At 64.7% G+C, this 24,311-nt stretch carries 29 protein-coding genes; 21 read left to right on the top strand and 8 right to left on the bottom strand.

Going from position 1 to position 24,311, the window contains the following annotated elements; translation table 11 throughout:
* Positions 1-95 precede the first annotated feature (95 nt).
* The 8 genes from ACK4SV_RS06335 (at position 96) to ACK4SV_RS06300 (ending at position 6,367) form a co-directional block, all read left to right on the top strand.
* A complete protein-coding gene (locus ACK4SV_RS06335) occupies positions 96-584 on the top strand; it encodes a pentapeptide repeat-containing protein (protein WP_409916966.1) in 489 nt (162 codons plus the stop codon).
* A 35-nt stretch (positions 585-619) separates the two neighbouring features.
* Entirely contained in the window at positions 620-3,406 is a 2,787-nt protein-coding gene (locus ACK4SV_RS06330) for a helicase-related protein (protein WP_409916965.1), read from the top strand.
* Complete coding sequence (locus ACK4SV_RS06325; protein WP_409916964.1) at positions 3,403-3,690, top strand: RNA-binding S4 domain-containing protein; 288 nt, start codon at positions 3,403-3,405, stop codon at positions 3,688-3,690. The genes ACK4SV_RS06330 and ACK4SV_RS06325 overlap by 4 nt, the downstream gene beginning before the upstream one ends.
* Positions 3,687-4,133, top strand: a complete 447-nt coding sequence (locus tag ACK4SV_RS06320; protein ID WP_409916963.1) for a TerB family tellurite resistance protein — start codon at positions 3,687-3,689, stop codon at positions 4,131-4,133. Before ACK4SV_RS06325 ends, ACK4SV_RS06320 begins: the two co-directional genes overlap by 4 nt.
* A 96-nt stretch (positions 4,134-4,229) precedes the next feature.
* Positions 4,230-4,571 carry a ferredoxin FdxA gene (gene fdxA, locus ACK4SV_RS06315; RefSeq protein WP_409916962.1) on the top strand — a complete coding sequence of 114 codons (342 nt, stop codon included), beginning with the start codon at positions 4,230-4,232 and terminating at the stop codon, positions 4,569-4,571.
* A gap of 284 nt (positions 4,572-4,855) precedes the next feature.
* A complete protein-coding gene (locus ACK4SV_RS06310) occupies positions 4,856-5,380 on the top strand; it encodes a CarD family transcriptional regulator (RefSeq protein ID WP_409916961.1) in 525 nt (174 codons plus the stop codon).
* A gap of 117 nt (positions 5,381-5,497) precedes the next feature.
* Positions 5,498-5,923, top strand: a complete 426-nt coding sequence (locus ACK4SV_RS06305) for a GFA family protein (RefSeq protein WP_409916960.1) — start codon at positions 5,498-5,500, stop codon at positions 5,921-5,923.
* A 174-nt stretch (positions 5,924-6,097) separates the two neighbouring features.
* Positions 6,098-6,367, top strand: coding sequence for a hypothetical protein (locus tag ACK4SV_RS06300; protein ID WP_409916959.1), 270 nt, complete (start codon positions 6,098-6,100; stop codon positions 6,365-6,367).
* A gap of 28 nt (positions 6,368-6,395) precedes the next feature.
* Here ACK4SV_RS06300 and ACK4SV_RS06295 read toward each other — a convergent pair whose 3' ends face one another.
* The gene (locus tag ACK4SV_RS06295) at positions 6,396-6,812 is read right to left on the bottom strand and encodes a VOC family protein (RefSeq protein WP_409916958.1); all 417 of its coding nucleotides are present in this window, start codon (positions 6,810-6,812) and stop codon (positions 6,396-6,398) included.
* Positions 6,813-6,893: 81 nt separating this feature from the next.
* Between ACK4SV_RS06295 and soxR the strand changes: the two genes are divergently transcribed.
* A complete protein-coding gene (soxR, locus tag ACK4SV_RS06290) occupies positions 6,894-7,337 on the top strand; it encodes a redox-sensitive transcriptional activator SoxR (protein ID WP_409916957.1) in 444 nt (147 codons plus the stop codon).
* 5 nt (positions 7,338-7,342) lie between these two features.
* Here soxR and ACK4SV_RS06285 read toward each other — a convergent pair whose 3' ends face one another.
* Positions 7,343-8,911 (bottom strand): long-chain-fatty-acid--CoA ligase, encoded by a 1,569-nt coding sequence (locus ACK4SV_RS06285; protein ID WP_409916956.1) that lies wholly within the window; start codon positions 8,909-8,911, stop codon positions 7,343-7,345.
* A gap of 132 nt (positions 8,912-9,043) precedes the next feature.
* Here ACK4SV_RS06285 and ACK4SV_RS06280 point away from each other — a divergent pair, with 132 nt between their 5' ends.
* The 4 genes from ACK4SV_RS06280 to ACK4SV_RS06265 all read left to right on the top strand — a co-directional run bounded on the left by ACK4SV_RS06280 (position 9,044) and on the right by ACK4SV_RS06265 (position 12,727).
* A complete protein-coding gene (locus ACK4SV_RS06280) occupies positions 9,044-10,330 on the top strand; it encodes a glutamate-5-semialdehyde dehydrogenase (protein ID WP_409916955.1) in 1,287 nt (428 codons plus the stop codon).
* Positions 10,331-10,335: 5 nt separating this feature from the next.
* Complete coding sequence (locus tag ACK4SV_RS06275) at positions 10,336-10,926, top strand: nicotinate-nucleotide adenylyltransferase (protein WP_409917009.1); 591 nt, start codon at positions 10,336-10,338, stop codon at positions 10,924-10,926.
* Positions 10,923-11,663, top strand: coding sequence for a HesA/MoeB/ThiF family protein (locus tag ACK4SV_RS06270; RefSeq protein ID WP_409916954.1), 741 nt, complete (start codon positions 10,923-10,925; stop codon positions 11,661-11,663). Before ACK4SV_RS06275 ends, ACK4SV_RS06270 begins: the two co-directional genes overlap by 4 nt.
* Positions 11,664-11,740: 77 nt before the next feature.
* The gene (locus ACK4SV_RS06265) at positions 11,741-12,727 is read left to right on the top strand and encodes an alpha/beta fold hydrolase (protein WP_409916953.1); all 987 of its coding nucleotides are present in this window, start codon (positions 11,741-11,743) and stop codon (positions 12,725-12,727) included.
* 39 nt (positions 12,728-12,766) lie between these two features.
* On the opposite strand, the gene ACK4SV_RS06260 is transcribed toward ACK4SV_RS06265, so the two are convergent.
* Positions 12,767-13,753 (bottom strand): 2-hydroxyacid dehydrogenase, encoded by a 987-nt coding sequence (locus ACK4SV_RS06260; protein WP_409916952.1) that lies wholly within the window; start codon positions 13,751-13,753, stop codon positions 12,767-12,769.
* Between the two features lie 140 nt (positions 13,754-13,893).
* Here ACK4SV_RS06260 and ACK4SV_RS06255 point away from each other — a divergent pair, with 140 nt between their 5' ends.
* From ACK4SV_RS06255 to ACK4SV_RS06225, 7 genes are all read left to right on the top strand, one after another.
* Positions 13,894-14,418 carry an SH3 domain-containing protein gene (locus ACK4SV_RS06255; RefSeq protein WP_409916951.1) on the top strand — a complete coding sequence of 175 codons (525 nt, stop codon included), beginning with the start codon at positions 13,894-13,896 and terminating at the stop codon, positions 14,416-14,418.
* A gap of 58 nt (positions 14,419-14,476) precedes the next feature.
* Positions 14,477-15,013, top strand: coding sequence for a bifunctional 3-hydroxydecanoyl-ACP dehydratase/trans-2-decenoyl-ACP isomerase (gene fabA, locus ACK4SV_RS06250; protein ID WP_409916950.1), 537 nt, complete (start codon positions 14,477-14,479; stop codon positions 15,011-15,013).
* Between the two features lie 127 nt (positions 15,014-15,140).
* Positions 15,141-15,959 carry an enoyl-ACP reductase gene (locus tag ACK4SV_RS06245; RefSeq protein ID WP_409916949.1) on the top strand — a complete coding sequence of 273 codons (819 nt, stop codon included), beginning with the start codon at positions 15,141-15,143 and terminating at the stop codon, positions 15,957-15,959.
* Positions 15,960-16,184: 225 nt separating this feature from the next.
* Positions 16,185-16,442: a YjhX family toxin gene (locus ACK4SV_RS06240; protein WP_409916948.1), complete on the top strand. Its 258-nt coding sequence runs from the start codon at positions 16,185-16,187 to the stop codon at positions 16,440-16,442.
* Between the two features lie 72 nt (positions 16,443-16,514).
* Positions 16,515-17,276, top strand: coding sequence for a hypothetical protein (locus tag ACK4SV_RS06235; RefSeq protein WP_409916947.1), 762 nt, complete (start codon positions 16,515-16,517; stop codon positions 17,274-17,276).
* The gene (locus ACK4SV_RS06230; protein ID WP_409916946.1) at positions 17,273-17,866 is read left to right on the top strand and encodes an NAD(P)H-dependent oxidoreductase; all 594 of its coding nucleotides are present in this window, start codon (positions 17,273-17,275) and stop codon (positions 17,864-17,866) included. The genes ACK4SV_RS06235 and ACK4SV_RS06230 overlap by 4 nt, the downstream gene beginning before the upstream one ends.
* A 198-nt stretch (positions 17,867-18,064) precedes the next feature.
* Positions 18,065-18,502, top strand: coding sequence for a hypothetical protein (locus ACK4SV_RS06225; RefSeq protein ID WP_409916945.1), 438 nt, complete (start codon positions 18,065-18,067; stop codon positions 18,500-18,502).
* Here the strand turns inward: ACK4SV_RS06225 and ACK4SV_RS06220 are convergent, their stop codons facing one another.
* The 4 genes from ACK4SV_RS06220 to rpsO all read right to left on the bottom strand — a co-directional run bounded on the left by ACK4SV_RS06220 (position 18,503) and on the right by rpsO (position 22,606).
* Positions 18,503-19,327: a CAP domain-containing protein gene (locus ACK4SV_RS06220; RefSeq protein ID WP_409916944.1), complete on the bottom strand. Its 825-nt coding sequence runs from the start codon at positions 19,325-19,327 to the stop codon at positions 18,503-18,505. It lies immediately after the preceding gene.
* A gap of 27 nt (positions 19,328-19,354) precedes the next feature.
* Complete coding sequence (gene udk, locus ACK4SV_RS06215) at positions 19,355-20,041, bottom strand: uridine kinase (RefSeq protein ID WP_409916943.1); 687 nt, start codon at positions 20,039-20,041, stop codon at positions 19,355-19,357.
* A 91-nt stretch (positions 20,042-20,132) separates the two neighbouring features.
* Complete coding sequence (gene pnp, locus ACK4SV_RS06210; RefSeq protein WP_409916942.1) at positions 20,133-22,268, bottom strand: polyribonucleotide nucleotidyltransferase; 2,136 nt, start codon at positions 22,266-22,268, stop codon at positions 20,133-20,135.
* Between the two features lie 68 nt (positions 22,269-22,336).
* A complete protein-coding gene (gene rpsO, locus ACK4SV_RS06205) occupies positions 22,337-22,606 on the bottom strand; it encodes a 30S ribosomal protein S15 (RefSeq protein WP_409916941.1) in 270 nt (89 codons plus the stop codon).
* 292 nt (positions 22,607-22,898) lie between these two features.
* On the opposite strand from rpsO, the gene ACK4SV_RS06200 reads away from it, so the two are divergent.
* Positions 22,899-23,363, top strand: coding sequence for a DUF2721 domain-containing protein (locus ACK4SV_RS06200; protein WP_409916940.1), 465 nt, complete (start codon positions 22,899-22,901; stop codon positions 23,361-23,363).
* Positions 23,364-23,367: 4 nt separating this feature from the next.
* Here the strand turns inward: ACK4SV_RS06200 and truB are convergent, their stop codons facing one another.
* Complete coding sequence (truB, locus tag ACK4SV_RS06195; RefSeq protein ID WP_409916939.1) at positions 23,368-24,309, bottom strand: tRNA pseudouridine(55) synthase TruB; 942 nt, start codon at positions 24,307-24,309, stop codon at positions 23,368-23,370.
* Positions 24,310-24,311: the final 2 nt, after the last annotated feature.

Raw genomic sequence — 24,311 nt, 5'->3', positions numbered from 1 at the left:
GTGCAGCCGCAAGGCATTGTTTGAGATCCGGGCGCAAACGCCCTTCCCTGCGAGGCCGAATAACCCCAGATAGGCAGAAGGCTGACGGAAATTTCATGATGGGCACCGGGATTGCGGACATGCAGGGCGCAACGCGCGGAGCAGGCGACGCCGCACGGATCGAGGGACGCGACTTTCACGGCGCGGACCTGACGGCGCGCGACTTTGCGGGCGTGCGCTTTCGCAATTGCGAACTGAGGGGCGCGCGGCTCGACTGGGCAAACCTTGAAGGCGCAGGGCTGGATCATGCGCGCCTGCTGGGCGCCTCTCTCGCCCATGCGCACCTGAGAAGCGCGTCGCTGAAGGGCGCGAATTTGCGCGGGGCGCGGCTGGTGTGCGCCTCGCTGATCGGCGCTGATCTTACCGGCGCGCTGCTGAAGGAAGCTGACCTGTCCGGCGCGAACCTCAGCGGGGCGACCTGCCTGTGGGGCGATGCGGCCGGGGCTGTGTTCACCGGGGCGCTGTATGATGCGGGCACGCGCCTGCCGCCCGGGTTCCGGCCCGAGATGATGGGCATGATCCGGATGGAGGCTGCCCGCGCTTGACCTGACGCGCGCCGCAGCCCATCCCTTGCGCCTTCATGAGCACGCTGAAGGCCCTTCTGGGCCCCACCAATACCGGCAAGACGCATTACGCCATCGAGCGGATGCTGGGGCATGGCACCGGCATGATCGGCCTGCCGCTGCGCCTGCTGGCGCGGGAGGTCTATGACCGGGTTGTCGCCGCGAAGGGATATCCACATGCGGCGCTGATTACCGGCGAGGAACGGATCGTGCCGCCGACGGCGCGGTATTTCATCTGCACGGTGGAATCGATGCCGGTGGATGTGCGGGCAGACTTTGTCGCCATCGACGAGATCCAGCTGGCTGAGGACGAGGACCGGGGACATGTGTTCACCGACCGTATCCTGCACCTGCGCGGCAATCACGAGACGCTGCTGCTGGGCGCCGACACGATGCGCGGTGTGCTGCGCGAGCTGAAACTCGGCGCGGAGATGGAGCCGCGGGAGCGGTTCTCGGAGCTGCGCTATACCGGCCATACCAAGATCACCAAGCTGCCGAAGCGGACGGCGATTGTCGGCTTTTCAGCCGAGGAAGTGTACGCGATTGCCGAATTGCTGCGCCGGCAGAAGGGCGGCGCGGCGGTGGTGATGGGGGCGCTGAGCCCGCGCACGCGCAATGCGCAGGTTGCGCTCTACCAGTCCGGCGAGGTGGATTACATCGTGGCGACCGATGCCATCGGCATGGGGCTGAACCTGGATGTCGGGCGGGTGGTGTTTGCCTCGCGCGCGAAGTTTGACGGGCGGCGCCACCGCGCGCTGTCGCTGGCCGAATGCGGGCAGATCGCGGGCCGGGCCGGACGCTTCCGCACGGATGGAGAGTTTGGCGAGACGGGCACCTGCCCGCACTTTGCCGAGGAAGAGTGGAAAGCGATCGAGCAGCACCGGTTCGACCCGGTGGGCGCGGTGCAGTGGCGCTCATCTGCGCTCGATTTCTCCAGTCTCAAAACCCTGATCCGCAGCCTTGAGCGGCCCTCCGGCAATCCGGTGCTGATCCATAATCCGCACGCGCTGGACGAATGGGTGCTGCGCCGGATGAGCGAGGATGGCGGCATTGGCCCCAATGTGACTGGCGAGCGCAAGGTGCGCCGGTTGTGGGACCTTGCCCGGCTGCCGGACTTCCGCAAGGCAGGGCCGGAGGGGCATGGACGGCTGGTGCTGGGCCTTGCCGATACGCTGGCCGACCCGGATGCGCGGCTCTCCGATGAGGGTCTCGAACGGCGGATGGAGGACCTCGGCCAGCCGCGCGGGGACATCGCGCAGCTGCAGCAGCGCCTCGCCGCGATCCGGACCTGGACCTACGCCGCGCACCGGCCGGACTGGCTGGAGAACCCTGCCTACTGGCAGCAGAAGACTCGGGAGATTGAAGACTCCCTGTCGGACGCGCTACACGAGGCGCTTACGGCCCGTTTCGTGGACCGGCGCACGACGGCGCTGCTCGCGGGCCTCAGGAAGGAAGACGCCCTCGTGACGAACCTGACGCCGGACGGCGATGTGACCGTGGAAGGCCATCTGGTCGGCCGTATCCGGGGCCTTGTGTTCGAGCCGGCAGTGGATGCCCGCACGCTGGAAGGCAAGGCTGTGCGCGGCGCGGCGCTGGCGGCGATCCGCCCGGTGCTGAGCCAGCGGCTGGCCGAGATTACCGGCGCGCCGGCAGACGCCTTCAAGCTGACGGGCGCAGCCGAGATCGAGTTCCGCGAGGCGCCGGTGGCGCGCCTCTTGCGCGGGGCGAGCTGGATGGCGCCGAGGCTGGAGCTGATCGGCGCGGTGGAGGTGGAGCCGTCTGAGCGTGCCCCTGCCCTGCAGCGGATGGAAGAATGGCTGAAGGGCGAGATTACGCGGGTCCTGCCGACACATGCGCGCCTCGCGGCCGGGGAAAGCGGCGACAAGCTGGAAGGCATGGCGCGGGGGCTCGCCTTCCGCATCCTGGAGACCGGCGCGGCGGTGGATCTGCGCCGGGATGACCCACCTGTGCGCCTGACACCGGACCAGCGGGAAGCCCTGAAAGCGGCGGGCATCCGCGCAGGCCGGGTGGCGGTGCATGTGCCGGACGCGCAGAAGCCAGCAGCGCAGCGCATGATTGCGATTCTGAGGGCGGTGGCGGGCGGGGCGGATTATCCGCTGGCGCCGGAGGGGGCGGGATCCTTCCCGCTGGACGGGACCTGGCCGGACGAGGCGCTGACCGCCAATGGCTATCTGCGCTTCGGGCGCCGGGCGGTGCGCGCGGACCTCGCCGAGCGGCTTGGCTGGGAGATTTCGAAACGCCGCAAGGAAGCCGGCAAGAACGCATTCGCCATTCCGATTGACCTCGCCTCGATGGTGTCATGCCCGGCGGATGACTGGCCGGCCGTGCTGAAAGGGTTCGGCCTGGCGCCGGCCGAGCGCGACAAGGAGAGTGAAGCGGTCACACTGTGGCGCTATGCAGCGCGCGCGAACCCGGAAAGCGAGGGCGGGCGCCCGCCCCGGCGCGAGCGTGCGCCGCCAGGTGACCGGCCGCCGCGTCCGCAAGGAGACCGCCCGCAGGGCAAGGGCCCGCGCCCGGAAGGCCGCAGCGGCCCCAGGGAGGGTGGTCAGCGAGGTCAACGGTCAGACCAGCGGCCCGATCAGCGGGGCGGACCGCGCCAGGCCTCGCCGCCGCGCAAGCAGGCAGACCCTGACAGCCCGTTTGCGGCGCTGGCGGCCCTGTTGCCGCCGCCGAAACCGCCCCGGGCGCCCAAGCCGAAAAAGCCGAGGCGCGAACGCCCCACTGCCGAGACAGCAGCTGAGCCTGCTGCGGAGGCAGGCTTCGTCTACAAACCGTTCGAATGACGGACGCAGGCACGCTGCGCCTCGACGTCTGGCTGTGGCGCGCGCGGTTTTTCAAGACGCGCGCACTTTCTACAGGGCATGTGCGGGGGCATGGGGTGCGCCTGTCGCATCTTGGCCAGATACGGCGCACTGACAAACCCGGCGCACTGGTTGCGGTGGGCGATGTGGTGACATTCGGGAAGGCGGGGCGTATCTATTCGGTGGAAGTTCTGGACCTTGGCGAGCGCCGGGGCCCGGCAGACGAAGCACGGACGCTCTACCGCGCCCTGGAGGCCGAACCATGATGGACCGCATCCGAAAACTGCTGACGCCGAAAACGCCTGCCGAACAGCCCATGCCGGCGGAGACGGCGATTGCCGCGCTGCTGGTCGAGGCGGCGCTGGTGGACGGGGTATATGTGAACATCGAAAGCGACATGATCGCTGAGATCCTGCTGGAAGTGTTCCATTTCGATGCCGCCAAGGCGGATGCCGTGCTCGCGGAAGCGGAAACGCTAGCGGAAGAAGCGGTGGGCAGTCACCAGTTCACCCGGCACACGAAAAAGCTGCCGCTGGCGGAGCGGGTGAAGGTGATCGAGGCGATCTACCGGGTGGTGTTTGCCGATGGCGAGCACAGCGAGCTTGAGGACGCCTATGTGCGCCATGTGGCGGGCCTTCTGCATGTCGATGATGTGCTGCGGGCGCAGGCCCGGCGGGCCGCCGAAGCGCGCAGCAGCGGGGCGGGGTGAGCGGATCTGCCATCGCCTTGTAGCCCGGCTCATTGACACTTGGGCCCGTCCCCGCCAAGTGGCGGGTCGAATTCAGCCTGCGAGACCCCTGCCCCCATGACCTATATCGTTGTCGATGCCTGCATCCGCTGCAAATACATGGATTGTGTCGAGGTCTGCCCGGTCGACTGCTTCTATGAGGGCGAGAACATGCTCGTCATCCATCCCGATGAATGCATTGATTGCGGGGTGTGCGAGCCGGAATGCCCTGTGGAGGCGATCAAGCCGGACACCGAGGACGATCCGGACGGCAAATGGCTGAAGCTGAACTCAGAATATGCCAAGGTCTGGCCCAACATTACCCGGATGCGGGAGCCGCCGGCAGACCGCGAGCAGTTTGCGCAGGAAACCGGCAAGCTGGAAAAATATTTCAGCCCGAACCCCGGTACCGGGGACTGATCCCCAGGCTCGCCGGACTTGCGAACGCATTGCAGTGGCCGCAGTTTGCGGAGTTTCCGCAACTTCCATGGCGAATCCGGCGTTAACCTTTGAAATCGTCCTGAAACGGACCTTTTTCCGGGGCGCTCTGTTCCAGACTGTTGTAATTCCTGCAAGATTGTGCTACCCCTAAGACTTGAGCAACAACTTATGAAGAGCGGGAAATCCTAACTCAGAACCTATCCGGGAACTGGGCTGGGGAAACTCGTCTCTTGCACTGTGTGTAGATAAGGGTCTTACCAAACATGGCAAAGAAGGCAGAAGCTCGGACACATTCGTTCGAGGTCGGGCAGAGTGTTGTCTATCCCGCGCACGGGGTCGGCAGGATCACCGGTATCGAAACGCAGACGGTGGCGGGCATGCAGCTGGAAGTCTATGTTGTGGCGTTCGACCAGGACAAGATGATCCTGCGCGTGCCGACGAATCGCGCCGAAGCCTCGGGCATGCGCGCGCTGGCCGGCTCGAAACTGGTGGACGATGCGCTGAAGACGCTGGGCGGCAAGGCCCGCATCAAGCGCACGATGTGGTCGCGCCGGGCGCAGGAATATGAGGCGAAGATCAATTCGGGCGACCTGATCTCGATTGCGGAAGTCGTTCGCGACCTGCACCGCGGCGATGACCAGCCGGAGCAGTCCTATTCCGAGCGTCAGCTGTATGAGAGCGCGCTGGACCGGATGGCCCGCGAGCTGGCAGCTGTCGAGAATATCGACAAGGGCAAGGCGATGGAAAAGCTCGCCAAGTCGCTGGCCAAGAAGAAGGTTGCCGCCTGATTTCAGGCTGAGCCAGAGTAAAGCCGAAACCCCGCCGGAAACGGCGGGGTTTTTGTTTGACAGGGCGCGGCCCGCCGCATATGATGAACAAATCATGAACATTTGGGAGGAATGGGCATGGCCATTCTGGGAGGCTGCCAGTGCGGAGAAGTCCGGTATGAGCTCTCGGCGCCGCCGGACAGGGTGGCGGTCTGCCATTGCCGGGACTGCCAGAAGAGTTCCGGCGCGCCGATGGTCGCCTGGGCGGTGATGCCGAAGGAGGTGTTCAGGATCACGCGCGGCGAGGCGCGGGCGGTGAACTCTTCCGGCGACAGTTTCCGTTATTTCTGCGGGGCGTGCGGGACGGGCCTCTACTATATCAACGAGACCTTCCTGCCGGGGCTGATCGATGTGCAGGCGATGACATTGGATGATCCGGGCGCCTTTTCTCCGGGCGCGCAGGTGCAGCTGGCGGAGGCCGCGCCATGGGCTGCCCGGCTGCATGAGATCCCGGCCTTCGCGCGCTATCCCGGGATGGACGCGCCGGAATCGGGCGAATCCTAATTGTAGGCCCGTCATGCGTTAACGCTCCGGGCGCATGGCAAATGCGAAATTAACCTTGTTCCAACCCTCCTCGGGCAGGCTTTGTCCGTCGCCGGATGATCCGGCGCGTGATGGCATTCAGGCCGCGCACGGGAAAACCCGGCCGGTCAGACAGATGGGACAAAGGAACAAGAGATGGCCTATTCAGACATACCGGTGGAGCCCGCCAGCCTGCTCGGCGCGCACTCCAATACCGAAGACCTCTACCGCGCAGGGCTCGCTTATGCGACCGGCACGGGCACGGATGTGAACCTCGTCGAGGCGCACAAATGGTTCAACCTTGCCGCCGTGCGCGGGCATGAGGATGCCAAGCTGCAGCGCCAGGAAATGGCGGAGATGATGAGCACCGATGAGGTCAAGATCGCCCTGCAGGCGGCGCGCGACTGGATGAAGCTCGCGCACTGAACGATGTGACAGCCGGCTGGCTGCGCCGTCACCGAACCATCTCGAGGACGGGGACGTAGCTGACGATCTCGAACTCGATATTGCTTTCGTCGAAGAAATAGAATCGCCGCCCCGGCTCATAGTCTGCATGGCTGAAGGGCAGCAGGCCGGCCTCGCGCACGCGGGCCTCGATGGCGACGATGTCGTCAACCTCGATGCCGATATGGTTGAGGGGCAGGCCCTTCTCGAATTGCTGCGGACACGGATGATCCGGTCCCGGAGAATAGAGCGCGAGATAATGGTCGCCAGAGCCGACATGGACAGTGTGGCCGCCATTCATGGCCGGGCCGCGCCAGCGAACGTGCCAGCCAAAAATCTGTTCGAACAGGCGGGCGGTGTATTCCGAATCCGGAACGGTAATGTTCACATGCTCGATACGGGGCGGGCGGGGGTTTGCGAGAGCCATGCGTGTCTCCTGAGCTGGACTGTGCCTGGCTCTTCCGATACAATCTCAAGTCCACTTGAGATCAAGCAGAAAATCACTCCCATGAAATCTTCCGACGTCCTAACAATTGGCGACCTGGCGCAGCGCACGGGCGTCGCCGTGTCTGCGCTGCGATATTATGAGGAGCGCGGGCTGATCCGCTCGTTCCGGAGCAGCGGGCGGCACAGGCGCTTCCTGCGCGCGGATATACGCCGGGTGTCGTTCGTGCGGATTGCACAGTCGCTGGGGCTGTCGATCGAGGAGATCAGCGCAGCGTTCCGCAGCCTGCCGGACGGGCGCACGCCGAATGCGGCGGACTGGCGGGCGATCAGCCTGAAGGTCCGGGCGGTGCTGGACGCAAAGATCTCAGCGCTGCAGGAGATGCGCGAGACGCTTGATGGCTGTATCGGTTGCGGCTGCCTCTCGCTGAAGCGCTGCGCGCTATACAACCCGGGCGACAAGGCCGGGCAGCAGGGAACCGGGCCGCAATTCGTCGCGCTGCCCTGACGGCCTCAGCCGACGCGGCGCTCACGCCCTTTCCAATAGGGCTCGCGCAAATCCTTGCGGAGGATCTTGCCGGAGGGGTTGCGCGGGAGGGCGTCGATGAAGTCGATACTCTTCGGGCATTTATAGCTGGCAATGCGCTCCCTCGCCCAGGCGATGATACTGTCCGGGGTCGGATCTTCACCGGGCTTCTTTACGATGATGGCCTTGACCGCTTCGCCCCATTTATCATCAGGCACACCGATGACGGCGACATCGGCCACACCCGGCGCGCCAAAGATGGCGTTCTCGACCTCGGCCGGATAGACGTTCTCACCCCCTGAGACGATCATGTCCTTCACCCGGTCGTGGATATAGAGGAAGCCGTCCTCGTCGAAATAGCCGGCATCGCCCGTGTGGAAGAAGCCGTTCCGGATGGACTCGGTGGTCGCTTCCGGGCGGTTCCAGTAGCCTTTCATGACGAAGCCGGACTTGATAACGATTTCGCCGACCTCGCCGGTTGGCACCGGATTGCCCGTGCCATCCACGACGCGGACGATTGCGCCTGGCCACGGCACACCGCAGGAGCGCAGCTTGCCCCAGCTGGGGTCATGGGCTTCCGGCGGCAGGAAGGTGCCGGCGCCGACGGTTTCCGTCAGTCCGTAGAGCTGGGTGAAGCGGGCGCCCATGATCTCCACCGCCGTGCGCAGCAGGGCCTCGGAGATGGGCGAGGCGCCGTAGAACACCTGTTTCAGGCTGGAGAAATCCACGTCCTTGATGTTCGGCTGCTGGGTCAGCATCAGGATGACGGCGGGCACCCAGAAGGCGTGGGCGATCTGGTGTTCCGGGATGAGCTTCAGGATCAGCTGGGGGTCGATGTCGCGCAGGATGACGGTGCGCGACCCCTGGGCTGCAGACAGGATGCCGACATTGACACCGGCGACATGGAAAAGCGGCATGGCGTTCATCACGCCCTCATCGACGCCGTAGCTGGACCATTCGAGCAGGCTCGCCTGGGTGAAGAAGGCCCGGTAATTGTCATTCGTCAGCTGCACGCCCTTGGGCAAGCCGGTCGTGCCGGAGGTGTAGAGCTGGATGACATCATCATCGCCAGTGGGCTTAAGGCCGGGCGGCGTCGCGGGCCAGGAATTGCGCCAGGAGGGGTAGAAGTCCCAGTCTTCGCGGTCGCCATCGAGGGTGATGATGCGGACGAGGTCCGGCAGCTCTGCCTTGATCTGGTCGATCATGGCGTAGAATTCCTTGCCGACGAACAGGACCTTTGCCTTGGCATCGGCGAGGATGAATTTCACCTCCGGGGCGGCAAGGCGGGTGTTGACGCCGTTCATGACGGCGCGCGCCTTGGCGCAGCCGAACATCATCTCGTAATACTGGTCAGTATTCTTGGCGAGATAGCCGATCCGGTCACCCGGCTTGATGCCCAGCCGCAGGAGGCCGTTGGCAACCTGGTTCGAGCGCGCTTCAAGTTCACCATAGGTGGTGGTCTTGCCCTCGAACCAGAAGGCGGTCGCCTGCGGGCGGATTTGCGCCTGCACCCGCGGAATGTCGGCGAGATAAGGCATCGCTTCGATGTCGATCATGGGGTTCCTCCGCAGTTTTCCTGTTTGCAGAGGACATTAGCGCCTTCTGGCGCCTTGTCAGCCCGCCAATCTGGATGAAGCCTGAAAGGGGGCAGGCTTGCGGCCATGCAGCATTTGCGGCACTTGGAGGCCATGACCCGTCTTGTTGACCCGCCCCTCGCCGATCTGACCGAAACCATGATGGACATGGGCCAACGCGCCCGTGCAGCGTCCCGCGCGCTCGGCCTGCTGACGCCAGACGACCGGACGCGGGGGCTGAAGGCGATTGCCGCCTCCATCCGCGCGGCTTCTGCGGAAATCCTGGCGGCTAATGCGAAGGATATGGCCGCTGCGCGGGACAAGGGTCTCGCCCCGTCGATGCTGGACAGGCTGGCACTGGACGAAAGACGTGTGGAGGCGATTGCGGCAGGCGTTGAAGCGGTCGCTGCCCTGCCCGATCCGATCGGCCGGGAACTGGCGCGCTGGAGCCGGCCGAACGGGCTGGACATTGCGCGGGTGGCGGTGCCGCTGGGCGTAATTGGTATCATCTATGAAAGCCGGCCGAATGTGACGGCGGATGCTGGCGCGCTGTGCCTGCGCTCCGGCAATGCGGCAATCCTGCGGGGAGGCTCGGAGAGCGCGCACTCCTCGGGGCGGCTTGCGGCGGCGATGCGCAGCGCATTGAAAGCAGAAGGCCTGCCGGAGGATGTAATCCAGCTTGTCGGCACGACGGACCGGACGGCCGTGGGCCTGATGCTGGGCGGGCTTGGCGGCGCGCTGGATGTTATCGTGCCGCGCGGCGGGCGAAGCCTGGTCGAGCGGGTACAGGCAGAGGCGCGGGTGCCGGTGATCGGCCATCTGGAAGGGCTCTGCCACACCTATGTGCATTCCGGCGCGGACCCGGAAAAGGCGGTGGCCATCACGGTGAACGCCAAGATGCGCCGCACGGGGATCTGCGGCGCGACCGAAACCCTGCTGATCGACGCAAGCGTGGCGGCGGACCTGTTGCCCCGGATTGCGGAAGCGCTGGAAGCGAAGGGCTGCGAACTGCGCGGCGACGCGCAGGCGCGGGCGCTGATGCCGAACATTGCTCCGGCAACGGATGAAGACTGGGCGACGGAATATCTGGAGCCGATCCTGTCGGTTGCCGTGGTCGACGGGCTGGAGGGCGCGCTGGCGCATATCGATCGCTGGTCGTCCGGACATACCGATGCGATCATCACCGAGGACAGCGCCGCAGCCGAGACATTCCTTGCGCGGGTCGACAGCGCCATCGTGCTGCACAACGCCTCGACGCAGTTTGCAGATGGCGGCGAGTTCGGGTTCGGCGCCGAGATCGGGATTGCAACGGGGCGTATCCATGCGCGCGGGCCAGTGGGCGCCGACCAGCTGACGACCTACAAATATGCCGTGCGCGGCACGGGCCAGGTCCGGCCTTGAGGCCCGTGCCCCTGCCCGGCCCGGCCCGGGGGCGTGGCAGAGGCCTGACCATCGGGCTGATGGGGGGCAGCTTCAATCCGGCCCATGCGGGACACCTGCATGTCGCGGAGACGGCACTGAAGCGGCTGCAGCTCAACGCCGTCTGGTGGATCGTTGCGCGCGGCAATCCGCTGAAGGCCGAGCACGGATCATTCGAGGCGCGGCTTGCCTCCGCGCGGAACATGGCGCAGGGGCGCCGGATGCGGGTGAGCGATATCGAAGCGCGGCTCGGGCTGACCTATACGGTTGATACGGTTGCCGCGCTCAAGCGGGCGATGCCAGGGGTACGGTTTGTCTGGATCATGGGGGCGGACAATCTGAGGAGCTTTCACCGGTGGAGGGATTGGGAGCGGCTGGCGCGGGCAGTGCCAGTGGCGATCATCGCCCGGCCGGGCAGCCGGATTTCGCGGGCCAGCCTGTTCACACGGAAGTTCGCATACGCACGGATCTGCGAGCGTGACGCAGTATCGCTGGGGCGGCGGGCAGCGCCGGCCTGGGTGTATCTGCGGGCGCGGGAGCACGCTCTATCCTCGACACAATTGAGGGCGGGAGGATGAGCCTGTCGCCCGAAGAGCTTGACCGCCATCGCCGCCACATCCTGCTCAAGGAAATCGGCGGGCCGGGCGTGCAGAAGCTGCGCGCGGCATCGGTTTCGATCATCGGCGCGGGCGCGCTGGGCGGGCCGGCTGCGCTGTACCTTGCTGCGGCAGGCGTGGGCCGGATCGAGATCTGGGATGATGACCGTGTGGAACGGTCGAACCTTCAGCGGCAGGTGCAATTCGCCGAAGCCGATACCGGCGCGGTCAAGGCTGAGACACTGGGCGCGCGGATTGCGGCACTCGATCCGTCGATTGACGTTCGCGTCATGGCGAAACGCTTTGCGGAAGACAGCCGGCCAGAAGGCACCGTGCTGGTCGACGCATCGGACAATTTCGCAACGCGGTTCGCGTTGAACCGGCTCGCGCACGCGTCTGGGCGCGCGCTGGTCTCAGCGGCGGTGAGCGGGTGGACGGGACAGGTCGGTGTCTTCGCCTCCGGTGTGATCGCGCAGGCGCCCTGCTATCAGTGCTGGGTGCCTGAGGCGCCGCCTGCGGCAGAGGCCTGCGACGAGGTTGGGGTGGTCGGCGCGGTCACGGGACTCACGGGCTCTATTCTGGCGCTTGAGACCGTCAAATGGATCACCGGCGCGGGCGATCCGCTCATCGGGCGTATCCTTGTCATCGACGGATTGCGGAGTGAGACCCGAACCGTACGGCTGCGCCGCGATTTGCAGTGCCCGGTGTGTTCGGCCTGAACAGATCATTTGACAGGAGCGGCACCCGAGGCGTTATTCACGCCTAAGTGCTGCCATCCAGAACAGCAGGGGCCACATTGCTTCGCCTATTTGCCGTCCTTCTGACGATCGGAGTGATCCTCTTTGCAGGATGGCTTACGCTCCGCCGGGATGATATCCCGTTCGGGAAGCTTGAGACGCTGTATGCGAATGTGGACAGCCGTTATCTGAGCCTCGGCGACAATCAGCAGATTCACTTCCGCGATACGGGCCCGCGCAATGCGCCGGTCATTGTGCTGGTCCATGGTTTTGCAGCGTCGCTGCATACCTGGGAGCCATGGGTGGCAGACCTGAAGCGGGATTACAGGGTTGTCAGCATTGACCTGCCCGGGCACGGCCTGTCGACCTGTCTCGATAATGAAACCATCGGGCCCGACCAGTTTGTCGATGTGATCGACCGGCTTGTTCGTACCCTGAACATTGAGCGCTTTACCCTGGCGGGCAATTCAATGGGCGGCTCTGCAGCCTGGCACTATGCCCTTACCCATCCCCAGCGGCTGGAGGCTCTGGTTCTGGTCAATGCGGCGGGTTGGCCACGAGAAGGCGATGAGCCAGACTCCCGGCCGGCGGTTTTCCGCATTCTTGAAATCGGGCTGGCGCGCCGTGTGATACGGGACCTCGACCTGACCAACATGATCCGGTCCGGACTTGAGCGCAGCTTTGCGGACCCTTCCTTCGTGACCCAGGATATGGTGGACCGCTATGCCTCCTTCTCCCGCGCGCCTTGCCACCGGGACGCCCTGCTGCAGCTGACCGGCGGGCGCAGCAACCGGCAGGTCGCTTCTGACGAGCTGCTGTCATCCATCCAAGTGCCAACCCTGGTGATGCATGGGGACCAGGACAATGTGATCCCGCACTCTGCCGGCGCGAAGTTTGCCGCTGCCATTCCGGGCGCGGAATACATTCTCTATGAGGGGGTCGGGCACCTGCCCCAGGAAGAAATCGCCGCGCGCAGCGCCGCAGACCTTCGGGCCTTTCTCAACCGCGCAAGGGCGCCGCGAGAGGATGTCTCCCTCGCGCAATAGCGAGAAGGCTCACCGGACGCGGGCGCGCCGGGGCGATGATCAGAGGATGGCTGGGATAACCCTGTCAGGCGGGCGGTGGCCGTCTGCGAAGGTCTTGATATTGATGATGACTTTTTCGCCCATCTCGGTGCGCCCTTCGATGGTGGCAGAGCCCATATGCGGCAGCAGAAGCACGTTCGGCAAGCCGAGCAGGTCCGGATTGACGGAAGGCTCGCGCTCGAACACGTCGAGGCCGGCGCCTGCGATGGTGCCGGCGCGGATCGCCCGGGCGAGCGCCGCCTCGTCAATCACCTCGCCGCGCGCCGTGTTGATGATGTAGGCCTCCGGCTTCATCAGGCCGAGGCGGCGCGCATTGAGAAGATGGAAGGTTGCCGGCGTATGCGGGCAGTTGACCGAGACGATGTCCATACGGGCGAGCATCTGGTCGAGCGAGTCCCAATAGGTCGCCTCGAGGGATTCCTCGATCCGTGGGCCGACGGGCTTGCGGTTATGATAGTGGATCTGCAGGCCGAAAGCCCTTGCGCGGCGCGCGACGGCCTGGCCGATGCGGCCCATGCCGATGATGCCAAGGCGCTTGCCGGAAAGGCGGCGGCCCATCATCCAGGTCGGCGTCCAGCCATCGAACCGGCCCTGCTCCATGATCTGCACGCCCTCATGCAGGCGGCGGGGCACAGCGAGGATCAGCGCCATGGCGACATCGGCCGTGTCATCGGTCAGCACGCCCGGCGTGTTGGTGACCGTGATGCCCCGCTGGACGGCAGAGGCCACATCGATGTTGTCTACACCCGCACCGAACTGGGCAATGAGGCGCAGCTTCTCTCCCGCGCGGGCGAGGAGGCGGCCATCAATCCGGTCCGTCACGGTCGGGACAAGGACATCTGCGGTCTGGATCGCTTCGGCGAGCTGGTCCGACGTGAAGGGCCGGTCGGATTCGTTCAGCTGCGTATCGAACAATTCCTTCATCCGCAGCTCGACCGGTGAGGGGAGCTTGCGGGTGACGACAACTTTCAGCTTGCTGGCCGGCATGGGACTCCCGTCAGGATTATTTCTTTTGTTCCGGCGGGCTTAGCAGAGCCCGCCGGAAACGCCAATCATCATCGGCTTTACGGGGGATTCATGCCCGTATGCGATCAAGGGTTTCCCCCTTGGTGATGGACAGGGTGCAAATGAAACGGGCAATTCTTTCGCTCGCGCTGCTTCTTGGCGCAGCCGCATCCGCGTTTGCTGAGCCAGCTTCCCTTACGGAGCCGGTCGTCAGCCGGTTTTCGGGCAAACCGGTGCCACGGTTCGAGACGCTGCGCTGGGCAGAGGTGAACGGCCGGACCGGGCCGAGCCTCGCCTATCCGGTCGCCTGGCGATACAACCGCAAGGGCCTGCCGGTGCTCATCCTGAAGGAGAGCGGCGAGTGGCGCCATGTGCGCGACCCTTCCGGCGATGAAGTGTGGATCCACCAGCGGATGCTGGAAGGTGGCGCCTCGGCCCTTGTGACGCGGACCGTAATCCTGGCCAACAGCCCGGCAGTAGACGCCTCCCCTGTTGCGGAGGTCGGCGAAGGGGTGCTTGTGCAGGTCGACAGCTGCCAGCTGGAGCATTGCCGCATCCGCGCGGGGAACTTCCGGGGCTTTGCGCCGCGTGATGCACTTTGGGGCGCCAGCCTGCCGGAAATCCGCACCGCCGCCACAAACGGTTGACAAGCTGCGGCGTAAAGGCTGGAAGCCGCCGGATACAACCGTTGGAGGGTGCCGAGGCATGTCCGGACCGCACGATTATCACACGCCGCAATCGTCCTACTCGAAAGAAGACCTGCTGAAATCAGGCCAGGGCGGATACTTCGGACCGGGCAACGCCCAGCTGCCGGCCCCGCCGATGCTGATGATGGACCGGATTACCGAGATCAGCCTTGACGGCGGCGCCTATGGCAAGGGGCATGTGGTCGGCGAACTCGATATCACGCCGGACCTCTGGTTCTTCCAGTGCCACTTCCCGGGCGATCCGGTGATGCCCGGCTGCCTCGGCCTTGATGCGATGTGGCAGATCGTCGGCTACTGGCTCGGCTGGTCGGGCAGCCCCGGCAAGGGCCGCGCGCTGGGCGTGGGCGAGGTGAAGTTCACCGGCGAGATCACGCCGGACAAGAAGCTCGTGCGCTACGAGATCGACATCAAGCGCGCCCGCCGCGGGAAGCTGGTTCTGGGTATCGCCGACGGCAAGGTGTTCGTGGACGGAGAGCATGTCTACACCGCCCTCGACATGAAAGTCGGCCTGAAAACGCTCACCCCGGCTGCCTGAGGCCTGGAATTCAACTTCGTTTGCAATGGCCCGGGCGCCCGCAGCGTCCGGGCCATTGCCGTCTTGACGGGGCGGTGAGCGCCGCCTAGCCCATTGCCAACATTTCGAGGACCAAGGGAGGCTTGCCATGGCCGATGACTGGAACATGCCGAAAGGCGACCTGATGAAGGGCAAGCGCGGCGTCGTGATGGGCGTAGCGAACCAGAACTCGATCGCCTGGGGTATTGCCAGCCAGCTGGCCGCACAGGGCGCCGAGATTGCGTTCACCTATCAAGGTGAGACGCTTGAGCGCCGGGTGCGCCCACTGGTCGAATCCATCGGCATGGACACGATGATCCCGGCCGATGTGACCGATGACACCTCGATGGATGCAGCCTTTGCGGCCATCAAGGCGAAGTGGGGGAAGATCGATTTCCTGGTCCACTCCATCGCCTTTGCGGGCAAGGACGAGCTGATGGGGTCGATGGTCGCCAACACCTCGCGCGAAGGCTTCCGCAGGGCGATGGATATCTCCGTCTACAGCTTTATCGACTGCGCACGCCGAGCCTCAGAGATCATGCCCGATGGCGGATCGATCATCTGCATGACATATCTAGGCGCCGAGCGGACCGTGCCTTCGTACAACGTCATGGGCGTTGCCAAGGCGGCGCTGGAAGCTGCGACGCGCTATGCCGCGCGCGACCTCGGCCCTCAGGGCATCCGCGTGAACGCTATTTCGGCCGGCGCGATGCGGACGCTGTCGCTTGCCGGCATTCGCGGCGGCAAGAGCCTGATGGGCACAGGCCGGCAATGGTCGCTCCTGAAGGAAGACACCAGCATGGAAGGCGTCGCGGGCTGCGCGCTATACCTGCTCTCCCCGCTCGGCCGCTCGATTGCCGGCGAAGTGATCCATGTCGATGCCGGCTTCCATGCCGTGGGCGTGCCGGACGCGGGCGAGGAAGAATAGTCCTCAGTCCTCGTACATCTTGACTTCAGCTGACCCAACGCCGACTTCTGGTGGCCTGCTGAGGTGAGTATGCGCCCTAACCTGTCCGAGACCCGCTAGAGGGCCTGCCGTTCCCGCACGGAAATTGTCCGTGCCAGGCAGGCCGGCATGAGCGACACTGCTGGCGCCTTCGCGCGCCGGTAACGTTCCTGCGCGCCCATGCGGCGCTTCTCCGGACCACTACACATGGACATTTCCCGCGCTGAACAGCGCATTCTTCACCTGCTCGCCCAGGGCGGCTGGATCGAACTTATCCGCGACGACCAGAAGAAACCTTCCGGCGTTCACTGCTATTCCCGTGAAGGCTGGCGCCTCGACGGGCTCGACCTCGCCCTCTTCCGCAAGCTGAAACGGCGAAGGACCATCGCCTCGACTGGCGGCAAGCCATACCGGATCACGCGGCGGGGCCTGCAACTCGTCCGCTCGCAACCGGACAATTGCTGACCTCGCCCCCCTTGCCTCCCCGCCGGAATTGCTGGACGACTTGCGCGTTCATCCGGCGGGGAGGCGTCTTGCATGCACTTTATTTTCAAGGGCTTCGCAGCGCCGGTTGCCGGAATAGCCCTGATCGCATCGGGCTGTTCGACGCCGCCTGCGGATACACCTCCTGCTCATGCGCAGGCGGAAGGAGCGGCCAGCGATCTTGCGCTCTGCCCCGGCGCAGAGAGATTCGATGTCGCAAAGATCAGGGCAGAGAATGCCCTGAATGGGCCGGAGCGGGCGGAGCGGATCGCCGCGCTTGCGTCCGCCACGCCGATGCCGCCGGACTCAGAAGGGGCCGAAGCGCTGATCCGCGTGCGCGTGCCGCCAACGACGATGTGGCAGCTGGATACGCGGGTGACCCTCTGGAAGGATGAGGGCGGCGTCTGGCAGATCGCCACCAATAACCTGCGGCTGGATTTGCCACCGCCGCCGCCCCGGCCTGTCCTGCTGCCGGGCGAGCATGACGGCTACGTTCCGCCGCCGGAGCCGCCGCCTTACCTTTCATCCGCCCTGTCGGCGGACAAGGCGGAAAGGCTGGACGCATTCCTGTCTGATCCCTGCTTTCAGACGGGACCGGATCAGTTGAGCTATAGCCTGCCCGTGCACGGCACCGGCGATGACGATACGCCGGGTTGGCTATGCCCGCCCGATTCTGCGGCTTATCTCGCTGAGGTCTCCATCGCTGGCGAGCCGGTGCGCCATCTGTTGCACAGCTGCCCGGTTGAACTTTCTGTCTCGCGCTTCCTTCGGTTTGCGGCGTATCTTGAGACCGCTCCGGTGGAGAAGGCGGAGTGACGGCGCGGATCTTTATCTGGGTCGGGCACCCTCGCGAGGCCTCTCTCAGCCATGGGATGGCCGATGCTTTTCAGCACGGCGCCGAGGCCGAAGGCGCGGAAATCCGGCGGATGCACCTGTCGGAGATGGTGTTCGATCCGGACCTTCAGGACGGGTATCATTCGCGCAAAGAGTTGGAGCCCTGCCTCGAAGCCTGGCGGGAGAGTATTCTGTGGGCAAACCATCTGTGCTGGGCCTATCCGCAATGGTGGGGCGGCATGCCTGCTAAGATGAAGGGCGTGATCGACCGGGCCTACCTTCCGGGATTCGCGATGCGCTACCATGAGAATGATCCGTGGTGGGACAAATTGCTAGCCGGGCGATCTGCCGATGTGCTGATGACAGCTGACGGACCGGCCTGGTTCGACCAGTTGATGTATGGGCGGCCCGCGAAGTTGCAGATGGAAAACCTTGTGCTGAAGTTTGCCGGGATCAAGCCTGTGCGCACCCTGCAGGTGGGTACGGTGAAATCCGCGAGGCCGGAAAAGATTGCCGCCTGGCTGAAACAGGCCGAGGCACGCGGGCGGAGTGCTGCGCGGCGCCTTGGCTGACTTTGGACTTACAACACGAAAGCGACCTTGCTGGCGATATAATGTAAGCGCTCACTTTTTTCGTTCTGTGCAACAGCCCAATAGTTGCATAAAAACAACATTCTGAGAGAGATGCCGACAATCCGTAGATTAAGACTTCAAGCAGGTCAATCTGACACTACGTGAGCGAGCGTACACTTGTTTGCATAAGGAGTTCACATGAAACCTGTACGTCTGATGACCGCAGCGGCGCTTGGCCTGATCCTTTCGCTCGGGGCGTGCGCGAGCCGATCTTCAACGCCCGCAGCGCCGACTGTCGCCGACATGATGGAACAGTCTGCCATTCCGTTGGCGGATGAAGTTTCCGCCCGCCGGGCGCTAGCGGAACAGTGGCGCGAGGGCGACCAGATGATCGCGGCGGGTGAGCGACAGGAGCGCGATGCTGTCCGCGACATCCGCCGCGCACAGAACGACATCCGCGATGCAGAGCGCCAAGTGAAGCGCCATCAGGACCGACTGACGCGGGCACAGCGCACCTTGAGCGAGGCGCAACAGGCCGAGCAGGCGGGGCGCGACTCTGCCGCGCAGGGACGTCGCTTGAAGGCCGCCGCAGAGGCCGATTTCCGGGCAAGCTATCCCGGCGCCAGCCTGAACTGATCAGCGCTCAATGGTGATGGCCGGGCCGGTGAAGCGGATTGCCGTGAAGCTGCCCCGGCCGTCCCTGGGTTGGGTTGCGTAGGCTGCGAGCCGCGCGGAGAGGCCGGGCCCGAGCCGCACGCCGGACGGCCATGGATCGCCCGTGGGCGAGACAATCTCATAGCGGACAAACTGCCAGCCTTCGAGGCCCGACGGGGCGCCGAGACCGTTTGGCGCGGCGATCCGCAGCGGCGCCTCCTGCGGCAGTGTGCCAGCAAGGCCCATGAAAAGCTGTGTGACCCAGACGCTGTCGCGTGTACGCACGACGCCGAAAGCGGCATGGGTGGCGCGCGGATCGAGGATGTTGGCCCGGTGGCCGGGGCTATCCATCAGGTTCTGATGCAGCCGCCGCAGCGCGAAATCCGGGCTGAGGCGTCCGCCAGGCCGGGAAAGCGAGGCGACATTTTCGGCCGTGAAGCTGGCGAGCGCTGTCCGGTCAAAGGCCGCGATACGGTCCTGCGGGCTGCGCCCATCCCGTCCATCATGGCCAAAGAAGGTGTTTGCCGCCATGTCCAGGCTATGGAACCGGGCCGCGCCGGAGAGGTTTGTCCGCAGACTGATGGGCGGCAGGCCTGCCCGCCGCCGCTCGTCATTCACTAGGCCGAGGAACTGCGCCTCCAGGGATGCATCGAAAGCGAGGCCTTCCGGCGGTGCGATGAGACAGGGCCCGGCCGCTTCCACATAGGCGGCGACGCCTGCAGGGCGGGAGGCAAGGCGCATATCGCAGGCGAAGGCCGGCGCGGTCAGGCCCGCCAGCGCAATCAGGAGAAGGGCAGCGCGAAACATGCCCCTGAGGCTATCATGGGTTGGGCTTCAAATCACGCCTGCCGTCTGCAACCGGGCAAGGACGGGGGCGAGCATCCGCTCGATCGCTTCGGGGGACGGTTTCACATCGCCATAGGCCGGCAGGCCTTCATCCGCGATCACAAGGTCTGCATCGAACTTTGCCGGATAGGTCCAGCGATAGTGGGCCGAACGGACGGTCGACATGTATTGCAGCAATACTGAATGCACGGTGCGCCCGCGCTCCAGCACATCGCGGCGGATGCGGCGCGCGAGGCGGAGATCGTCGGGCGTGTCGACATAGACCGAAAGGTCGATAAAGCTGCGGATCTTGGGCATCGAGAGAGCATGGATGCCCTCCAGGATCAGGACCGGGGCAGATTCGATGCGGCGGGTGTTTTTCGAGCGGTCATGGCGCTCATAATCATAGATCGGCTGCTCGACCGCTTCGCCAGCCTTGAGGGCTTTGAGATCAGAGACGAGGTGGTCAACTTCCTTCGATTTGGGATCGTCATAATTGATGCCGGCGACCAGCGCCGCGCGCTCCTCTTCGGTTGATGGCGCGCCGTAATAGCTCATCGGATGGTAGTAGGCGTCTTCACCGAACATCACGGCCCGGTCCGGCCCCAGATGGGCGAGGAGGGCTTCGGCGACGGTCGATTTGCCTGAACCGGAGCCGCCGGACATCGCGATGAGAAACGACTTCTTGCGGGACATGGGCGCGGTCTCCTCTTGGTTCGGGTCTTCCATGAAAAAGGGCCGCCCCGCAAGGAGCGGCCCCTGATCTGTTGGGCAGATCGGCGGGAGATTACTCCTCCGCGCCGGCCTCTGCGCCTTCGATTTCCTTGCCGGTCTCCTGGTCGACGACTTTCATGGAGAGGCGGACCTTGCCGCGCTCATCGAAGCCCATGAGCTTCACCCACACAGTGTCGCCTTCCTTGACCATCTCCTTGGGGTGGCCGACGCGCTTGTTGGCCATCTGGGAGACATGGACGAGGCCGTCCTTGGGACCGAAGAAGTTCACGAAGATGCCGAAATCCTTCATCGAGACAACTTTGCCCTGATAGATTTCGCCGACTTCGGGTTCGGCCACGATGCCCTTGATCATGCGGATTGCGGCGTCGATGGATTTGCGGTCGAGCGCAGATATCTGCACCGTGCCGTCATCCTCGATGTTCACCTTGGCGCCCGTCTCGTCGACGATGCCGCGGATGACTTTGCCGCCGGAGCCGATCACATCGCGGATCTTGTCGGTCGGGACCTTCATGATTTCCATCTGCGGGGCATTTTCGGAGAGCTTGCCGCGCGAGGCGCCGAGGGCTTTCGACATTTCGCCGAGGATGTGGAGACGGCCGCCTTTGGCCTGCTCCAGGGCCTTGCCCATGATGTCCTTGGTGATGCCGGCAACCTTGATGTCCATCTGGAGCGAGGTGATACCATGCTCCGTACCGGCCACCTTGAAGTCCATGTCGCCGAGGTGATCCTCATCGCCGAGAATGTCGGAGAGGACCGCAAAGTCCTTGCCCTCGAGGATGAGGCCCATGGCGATACCCGAGACGGGGCGTGCCAGCGGAACGCCCGCATCCATCATTGCGAGCGAGCAGCCGCAGACGGTTGCCATCGAGGAAGACCCGTTCGACTCGGTGATCTCGGAGACCAGACGGATCGTGTACGGAAATTCCTCATGCTTGGGCAGGACAGCCTGCAGCGCGCGCCAGGCGAGCTTGCCATGGCCGATCTCGCGGCGGCCAGCACCGCCCATGCGGCCCGTCTCCCCGACCGAATAGGGCGGGAAGTTGTAGTGCAGCATGAACTTTTCTTTGCGCGTGCCGTCGAGGCCGTCGACATATTGTTCGTCGTCGGAGGTTCCGAGCGTCGCAACGCAGATGGCCTGCGTTTCGCCGCGGGTGAACAGCGCGGAGCCGTGGGTGCGCGGCAGGAAGCCGGCCTCGGCCACGATCGGACGGATCTGGTCGAGCTTGCGCCCGTCGATCCGCTCGCCGGTGCGGATGATGTCGCCGCGCACGACGGAGGCTTCGGCCTCCTTGAACACGGCCTTGAACACTTCCGCGCTCATCACGCCGGGCGCATCTTCGGTGCCCACGAGGGCGGCTTTCGCCTTGTCCTTCGCGGCGCCGACAGCGGCCTGGCGCTCACCCTTGGCGGTGATCTTGTAAGCCTTGGAAAGGTCTGCGCCGACTGCGTCGAGGATCGCCTTCAGGTCCGCAGACCGGTCGGCAGGCTCATAGTCGAAGGCGTCCTTAGCGGCTTTCTCGGCGAGGGCGATGATCGCGTCGATCACCGGCTGCATCGCCTCATGACCGGCCACGACCGCGCCGAGCATCACGTCTTCCGACAGTTCCTTGGCTTGCGATTCCACCATCATCACGGCATCGGCCGTGCCGGCGAGGACGAGGTCAAGCTCGGACTCTTCGAGTTCGGCGACAGTCGGGTTGATGATGTAGGCGCCGTCCTTGTAGCCGACGCGGGCGGCGCCGATCGGGCCCATGAAGGGCGCGCCGGAGAGGACGAGCGCGGCAGAGGCGCCGATCATGCCAACGACATCGGGATCGTTCTCGAGGTCATAGGAGAGCGTGGTGACGACGACCTGGACTTCATGCTTGAAGCCTTCAACGAAGAGCGGGCGGATCGGACGGTCGATCAGGCGCGAGGTCAGCGTCTCTTTTTCGGTGGGGCGGCCTTCGCGCTTGAAATATCCGCCGGGAATGCGGCCGGAGGCGAAGTATTTTTCCTGGTAATTCACGGTGAGGGGGAAGAAGTCCTGCCCCGGTTTTGCTTCCTTCGCGAACACGGCGGTCGCGAGGACAATGGTGTCGCCATACTGCACCATCACGGCGCCATCGGCCTGACGTGCCACCTGGCCCGTCTCGATCGTCAGCGTGCGGCCGGCCCATTCCAGCGACACGGATTGCTTATTGAACATGTCTGTCTTTCTTTCACATACGAAAAGCCCGCCGTGGCCCTATGCCCGGCGGGCTGTTTTGCCGGAACCTAGCGGCGGATGCCGAGTTCCGTGATGAGCTTCGCATAGCGCGCCTCATCCTTGCCCTTGACGTAATCAAGGAGTTTCCGGCGCGTGGCGACCATGGTGAGGAGGCCGCGGCGGGAATGGTTGTCTTTCTTGTTGGTCTTGAAGTGGTCGGTCAGGTTGTTGATCCGCTCGGTGAGGATCGCGACCTGCACTTCCGGAGACCCGGTATCGCCTTCTTTGGTGGCGAACTTCTTGATGAGTTCCTGCTTCTTTTCCGCAGTAATCGACATCGGAAATACCTTCTGGTTGAAGCGCCTTCAGGGCGCCGGTTTCACTAATCGCCTGAATTGGCGGGGTTTTTGGGAACAGCCTTCTTCCAGATGGCCACAGCCGGGATGTCGTCCAGCAGGGTCAAGCGGCAGGCCTCTGCCCCAAAAGCGGGCTTATGACCCAAAAGGGGGGGATTGGGAAGGGGGTGGGGTGTCGCCGGGTTGCCATGAAGAACCCAACCGTGACTCCTTGGCGACAGGCCAAGCGGCTTGGGCTACGATTCTCAGCAGGATTCACCTATGCGAGAAGCTGATGCCCACACCCCTCCCCTCCGAGATTGCCCATGCCATCCAGCTGGCGATTGCACCGGTGTTTACGCTGGCGGGGATCGGGGCGCTGCTCAATGTGATGGCGAACCGGCTCGTGCGGGTGGTGGACCGGTGGCGGGCGCTGGAGGGCGGGCTGGCGGCCGACAATGAGGCCGAGCGCGCGGCCCACCTGGCTGAACTGGCAATCCTCGACCGGCGGATGGCGCAGATCCACCGCGCGATTGCGCTCTCGACGCTGGCCGCGCTGCTGATCTGTATCGTCATCATCCTGTTGTTTGCCGGCCAGCTTGCGCCGATCCCGGTCACCGAAGCGGTGGCTGTCCTGTTCGTGATCACGATGGCGCTGCTCTCGGTCAGCCTCGTCTCATTCTATATCGAGGTGCGGATTTCGAGCCGGTCGCTGCGCGTGACGCGCGCGGTGCTGGCCGACATGAAAGCGAAGCGCTGAACGCTCAGCCTGCGAACACCCGCACCGGCTCGAACTGCCCCGCGCGAATTTCGCCGAGGGCAATTGCCTTATCACCCGACAGCGCAAGCGCGAGACGGTCATCCTCATCCTTGCGGACGCTGCGCCAGCGCTCGACGATATGCGGCAGCAGCACGACCGAGCGGCCCTGACGCAGGTTTGACGCATCATGCGGGCTGACCTCGACCTGCGGCATCCCGCCGAGGACGGATTGCAGCGGCAGGAGCTTCGCCATAAGGGCCGGCTTGTCGTCCTTCAGGGCTTCGAGGTCAGCGATGGCCACCGCGCCCGGCGCATCGAACGCGCCGACACGGGTGCGGCGGAGCTGGACGATATGGCCCTCGGTGCCGAGATCAGCGGCCAGGTCGCGCGCGATGGCGCGGACGTAAAAGCCCTTGCCGGAGGCCACATGGATCACGGTGTGGTCTGCATCCGGCATGCCGATGACGGCGGCGGAATGGACCTCGACCTCGCGGGCCTCGAGTTCGAACGCCTCCCCTTCCCGCGCAAGGTCATAGGCGCGCTCGCCGCCGACCTTGATGGCGGAGAATTTCGGCGGGATCTGGCGGATGAGGCCGGTATAGGCTGTCAGCGCAGCTTCGACCGCCTCGCGCGCAGGGCGCACATCGGAGGTGGCGATGATCTCGCCTTCGGCATCCTGGCTGGAGGTGGAGGCGCCCCAGCGGATGGTGAGGACATATTCCTTGCGGGCATCCATCGCCCACTGGACGGTCTTGGTGGCCTGGCCGAGGGCGATGGGCAGGATGCCATCGGCGAGCGGGTCGAGCGTGCCGCCATGGCCGACCTTTTCGGCATTATACAGCCGTTTGATGATGGCGACCGCCTGGGTGGAGGTCATCTCCACCGGCTTGAACAGGTTGATCCAGCCCGTGATGGGCTCGCCTTTGCGCTTTCTCTGACGGGACAAGG

This window comes from Hyphomonas sp. (assembly GCF_046313735.1).
GTDB lineage: Bacteria > Pseudomonadota > Alphaproteobacteria > Caulobacterales > Hyphomonadaceae > Hyphomonas.
Note: the sequence above shows the minus strand (reverse complement) of the source record. Positions and strands in the feature narration are given on the sequence as shown.

Excerpts from the sequence above, each read along its gene's own strand:
- ACK4SV_RS06335 (WP_409916966.1), top strand. The coding sequence starts at position 96 with ATGATGGGCACCGGGATTGCGGACATGCAGGGCGCAACGCGCGGAGCA.
- ACK4SV_RS06330 (WP_409916965.1), top strand. The coding sequence starts at position 620 with ATGAGCACGCTGAAGGCCCTTCTGGGCCCCACCAATACCGGCAAGACG.
- ACK4SV_RS06325 (WP_409916964.1), top strand. The coding sequence starts at position 3,403 with ATGACGGACGCAGGCACGCTGCGCCTCGACGTCTGGCTGTGGCGCGCG.
- ACK4SV_RS06320 (WP_409916963.1), top strand. The coding sequence starts at position 3,687 with ATGATGGACCGCATCCGAAAACTGCTGACGCCGAAAACGCCTGCCGAA.
- fdxA (WP_409916962.1), top strand. The coding sequence starts at position 4,230 with ATGACCTATATCGTTGTCGATGCCTGCATCCGCTGCAAATACATGGAT.
- ACK4SV_RS06310 (WP_409916961.1), top strand. The coding sequence starts at position 4,856 with ATGGCAAAGAAGGCAGAAGCTCGGACACATTCGTTCGAGGTCGGGCAG.
- ACK4SV_RS06305 (WP_409916960.1), top strand. The coding sequence starts at position 5,498 with ATGGCCATTCTGGGAGGCTGCCAGTGCGGAGAAGTCCGGTATGAGCTC.
- ACK4SV_RS06300 (WP_409916959.1), top strand. The coding sequence starts at position 6,098 with ATGGCCTATTCAGACATACCGGTGGAGCCCGCCAGCCTGCTCGGCGCG.
- ACK4SV_RS06295 (WP_409916958.1), bottom strand. The coding sequence starts at position 6,812 with ATGGCTCTCGCAAACCCCCGCCCGCCCCGTATCGAGCATGTGAACATT.
- soxR (WP_409916957.1), top strand. The coding sequence starts at position 6,894 with ATGAAATCTTCCGACGTCCTAACAATTGGCGACCTGGCGCAGCGCACG.
- ACK4SV_RS06285 (WP_409916956.1), bottom strand. The coding sequence starts at position 8,911 with ATGATCGACATCGAAGCGATGCCTTATCTCGCCGACATTCCGCGGGTG.
- ACK4SV_RS06280 (WP_409916955.1), top strand. The coding sequence starts at position 9,044 with ATGACCCGTCTTGTTGACCCGCCCCTCGCCGATCTGACCGAAACCATG.
- ACK4SV_RS06270 (WP_409916954.1), top strand. The coding sequence starts at position 10,923 with ATGAGCCTGTCGCCCGAAGAGCTTGACCGCCATCGCCGCCACATCCTG.
- ACK4SV_RS06260 (WP_409916952.1), bottom strand. The coding sequence starts at position 13,753 with ATGCCGGCCAGCAAGCTGAAAGTTGTCGTCACCCGCAAGCTCCCCTCA.
- ACK4SV_RS06255 (WP_409916951.1), top strand. The coding sequence starts at position 13,894 with ATGAAACGGGCAATTCTTTCGCTCGCGCTGCTTCTTGGCGCAGCCGCA.
- fabA (WP_409916950.1), top strand. The coding sequence starts at position 14,477 with ATGTCCGGACCGCACGATTATCACACGCCGCAATCGTCCTACTCGAAA.
- ACK4SV_RS06245 (WP_409916949.1), top strand. The coding sequence starts at position 15,141 with ATGGCCGATGACTGGAACATGCCGAAAGGCGACCTGATGAAGGGCAAG.
- ACK4SV_RS06240 (WP_409916948.1), top strand. The coding sequence starts at position 16,185 with ATGGACATTTCCCGCGCTGAACAGCGCATTCTTCACCTGCTCGCCCAG.
- ACK4SV_RS06235 (WP_409916947.1), top strand. The coding sequence starts at position 16,515 with ATGCACTTTATTTTCAAGGGCTTCGCAGCGCCGGTTGCCGGAATAGCC.
- ACK4SV_RS06225 (WP_409916945.1), top strand. The coding sequence starts at position 18,065 with ATGAAACCTGTACGTCTGATGACCGCAGCGGCGCTTGGCCTGATCCTT.
- ACK4SV_RS06220 (WP_409916944.1), bottom strand. The coding sequence starts at position 19,327 with ATGTTTCGCGCTGCCCTTCTCCTGATTGCGCTGGCGGGCCTGACCGCG.
- udk (WP_409916943.1), bottom strand. The coding sequence starts at position 20,041 with ATGTCCCGCAAGAAGTCGTTTCTCATCGCGATGTCCGGCGGCTCCGGT.
- pnp (WP_409916942.1), bottom strand. The coding sequence starts at position 22,268 with ATGTTCAATAAGCAATCCGTGTCGCTGGAATGGGCCGGCCGCACGCTG.
- rpsO (WP_409916941.1), bottom strand. The coding sequence starts at position 22,606 with ATGTCGATTACTGCGGAAAAGAAGCAGGAACTCATCAAGAAGTTCGCC.
- ACK4SV_RS06200 (WP_409916940.1), top strand. The coding sequence starts at position 22,899 with ATGCCCACACCCCTCCCCTCCGAGATTGCCCATGCCATCCAGCTGGCG.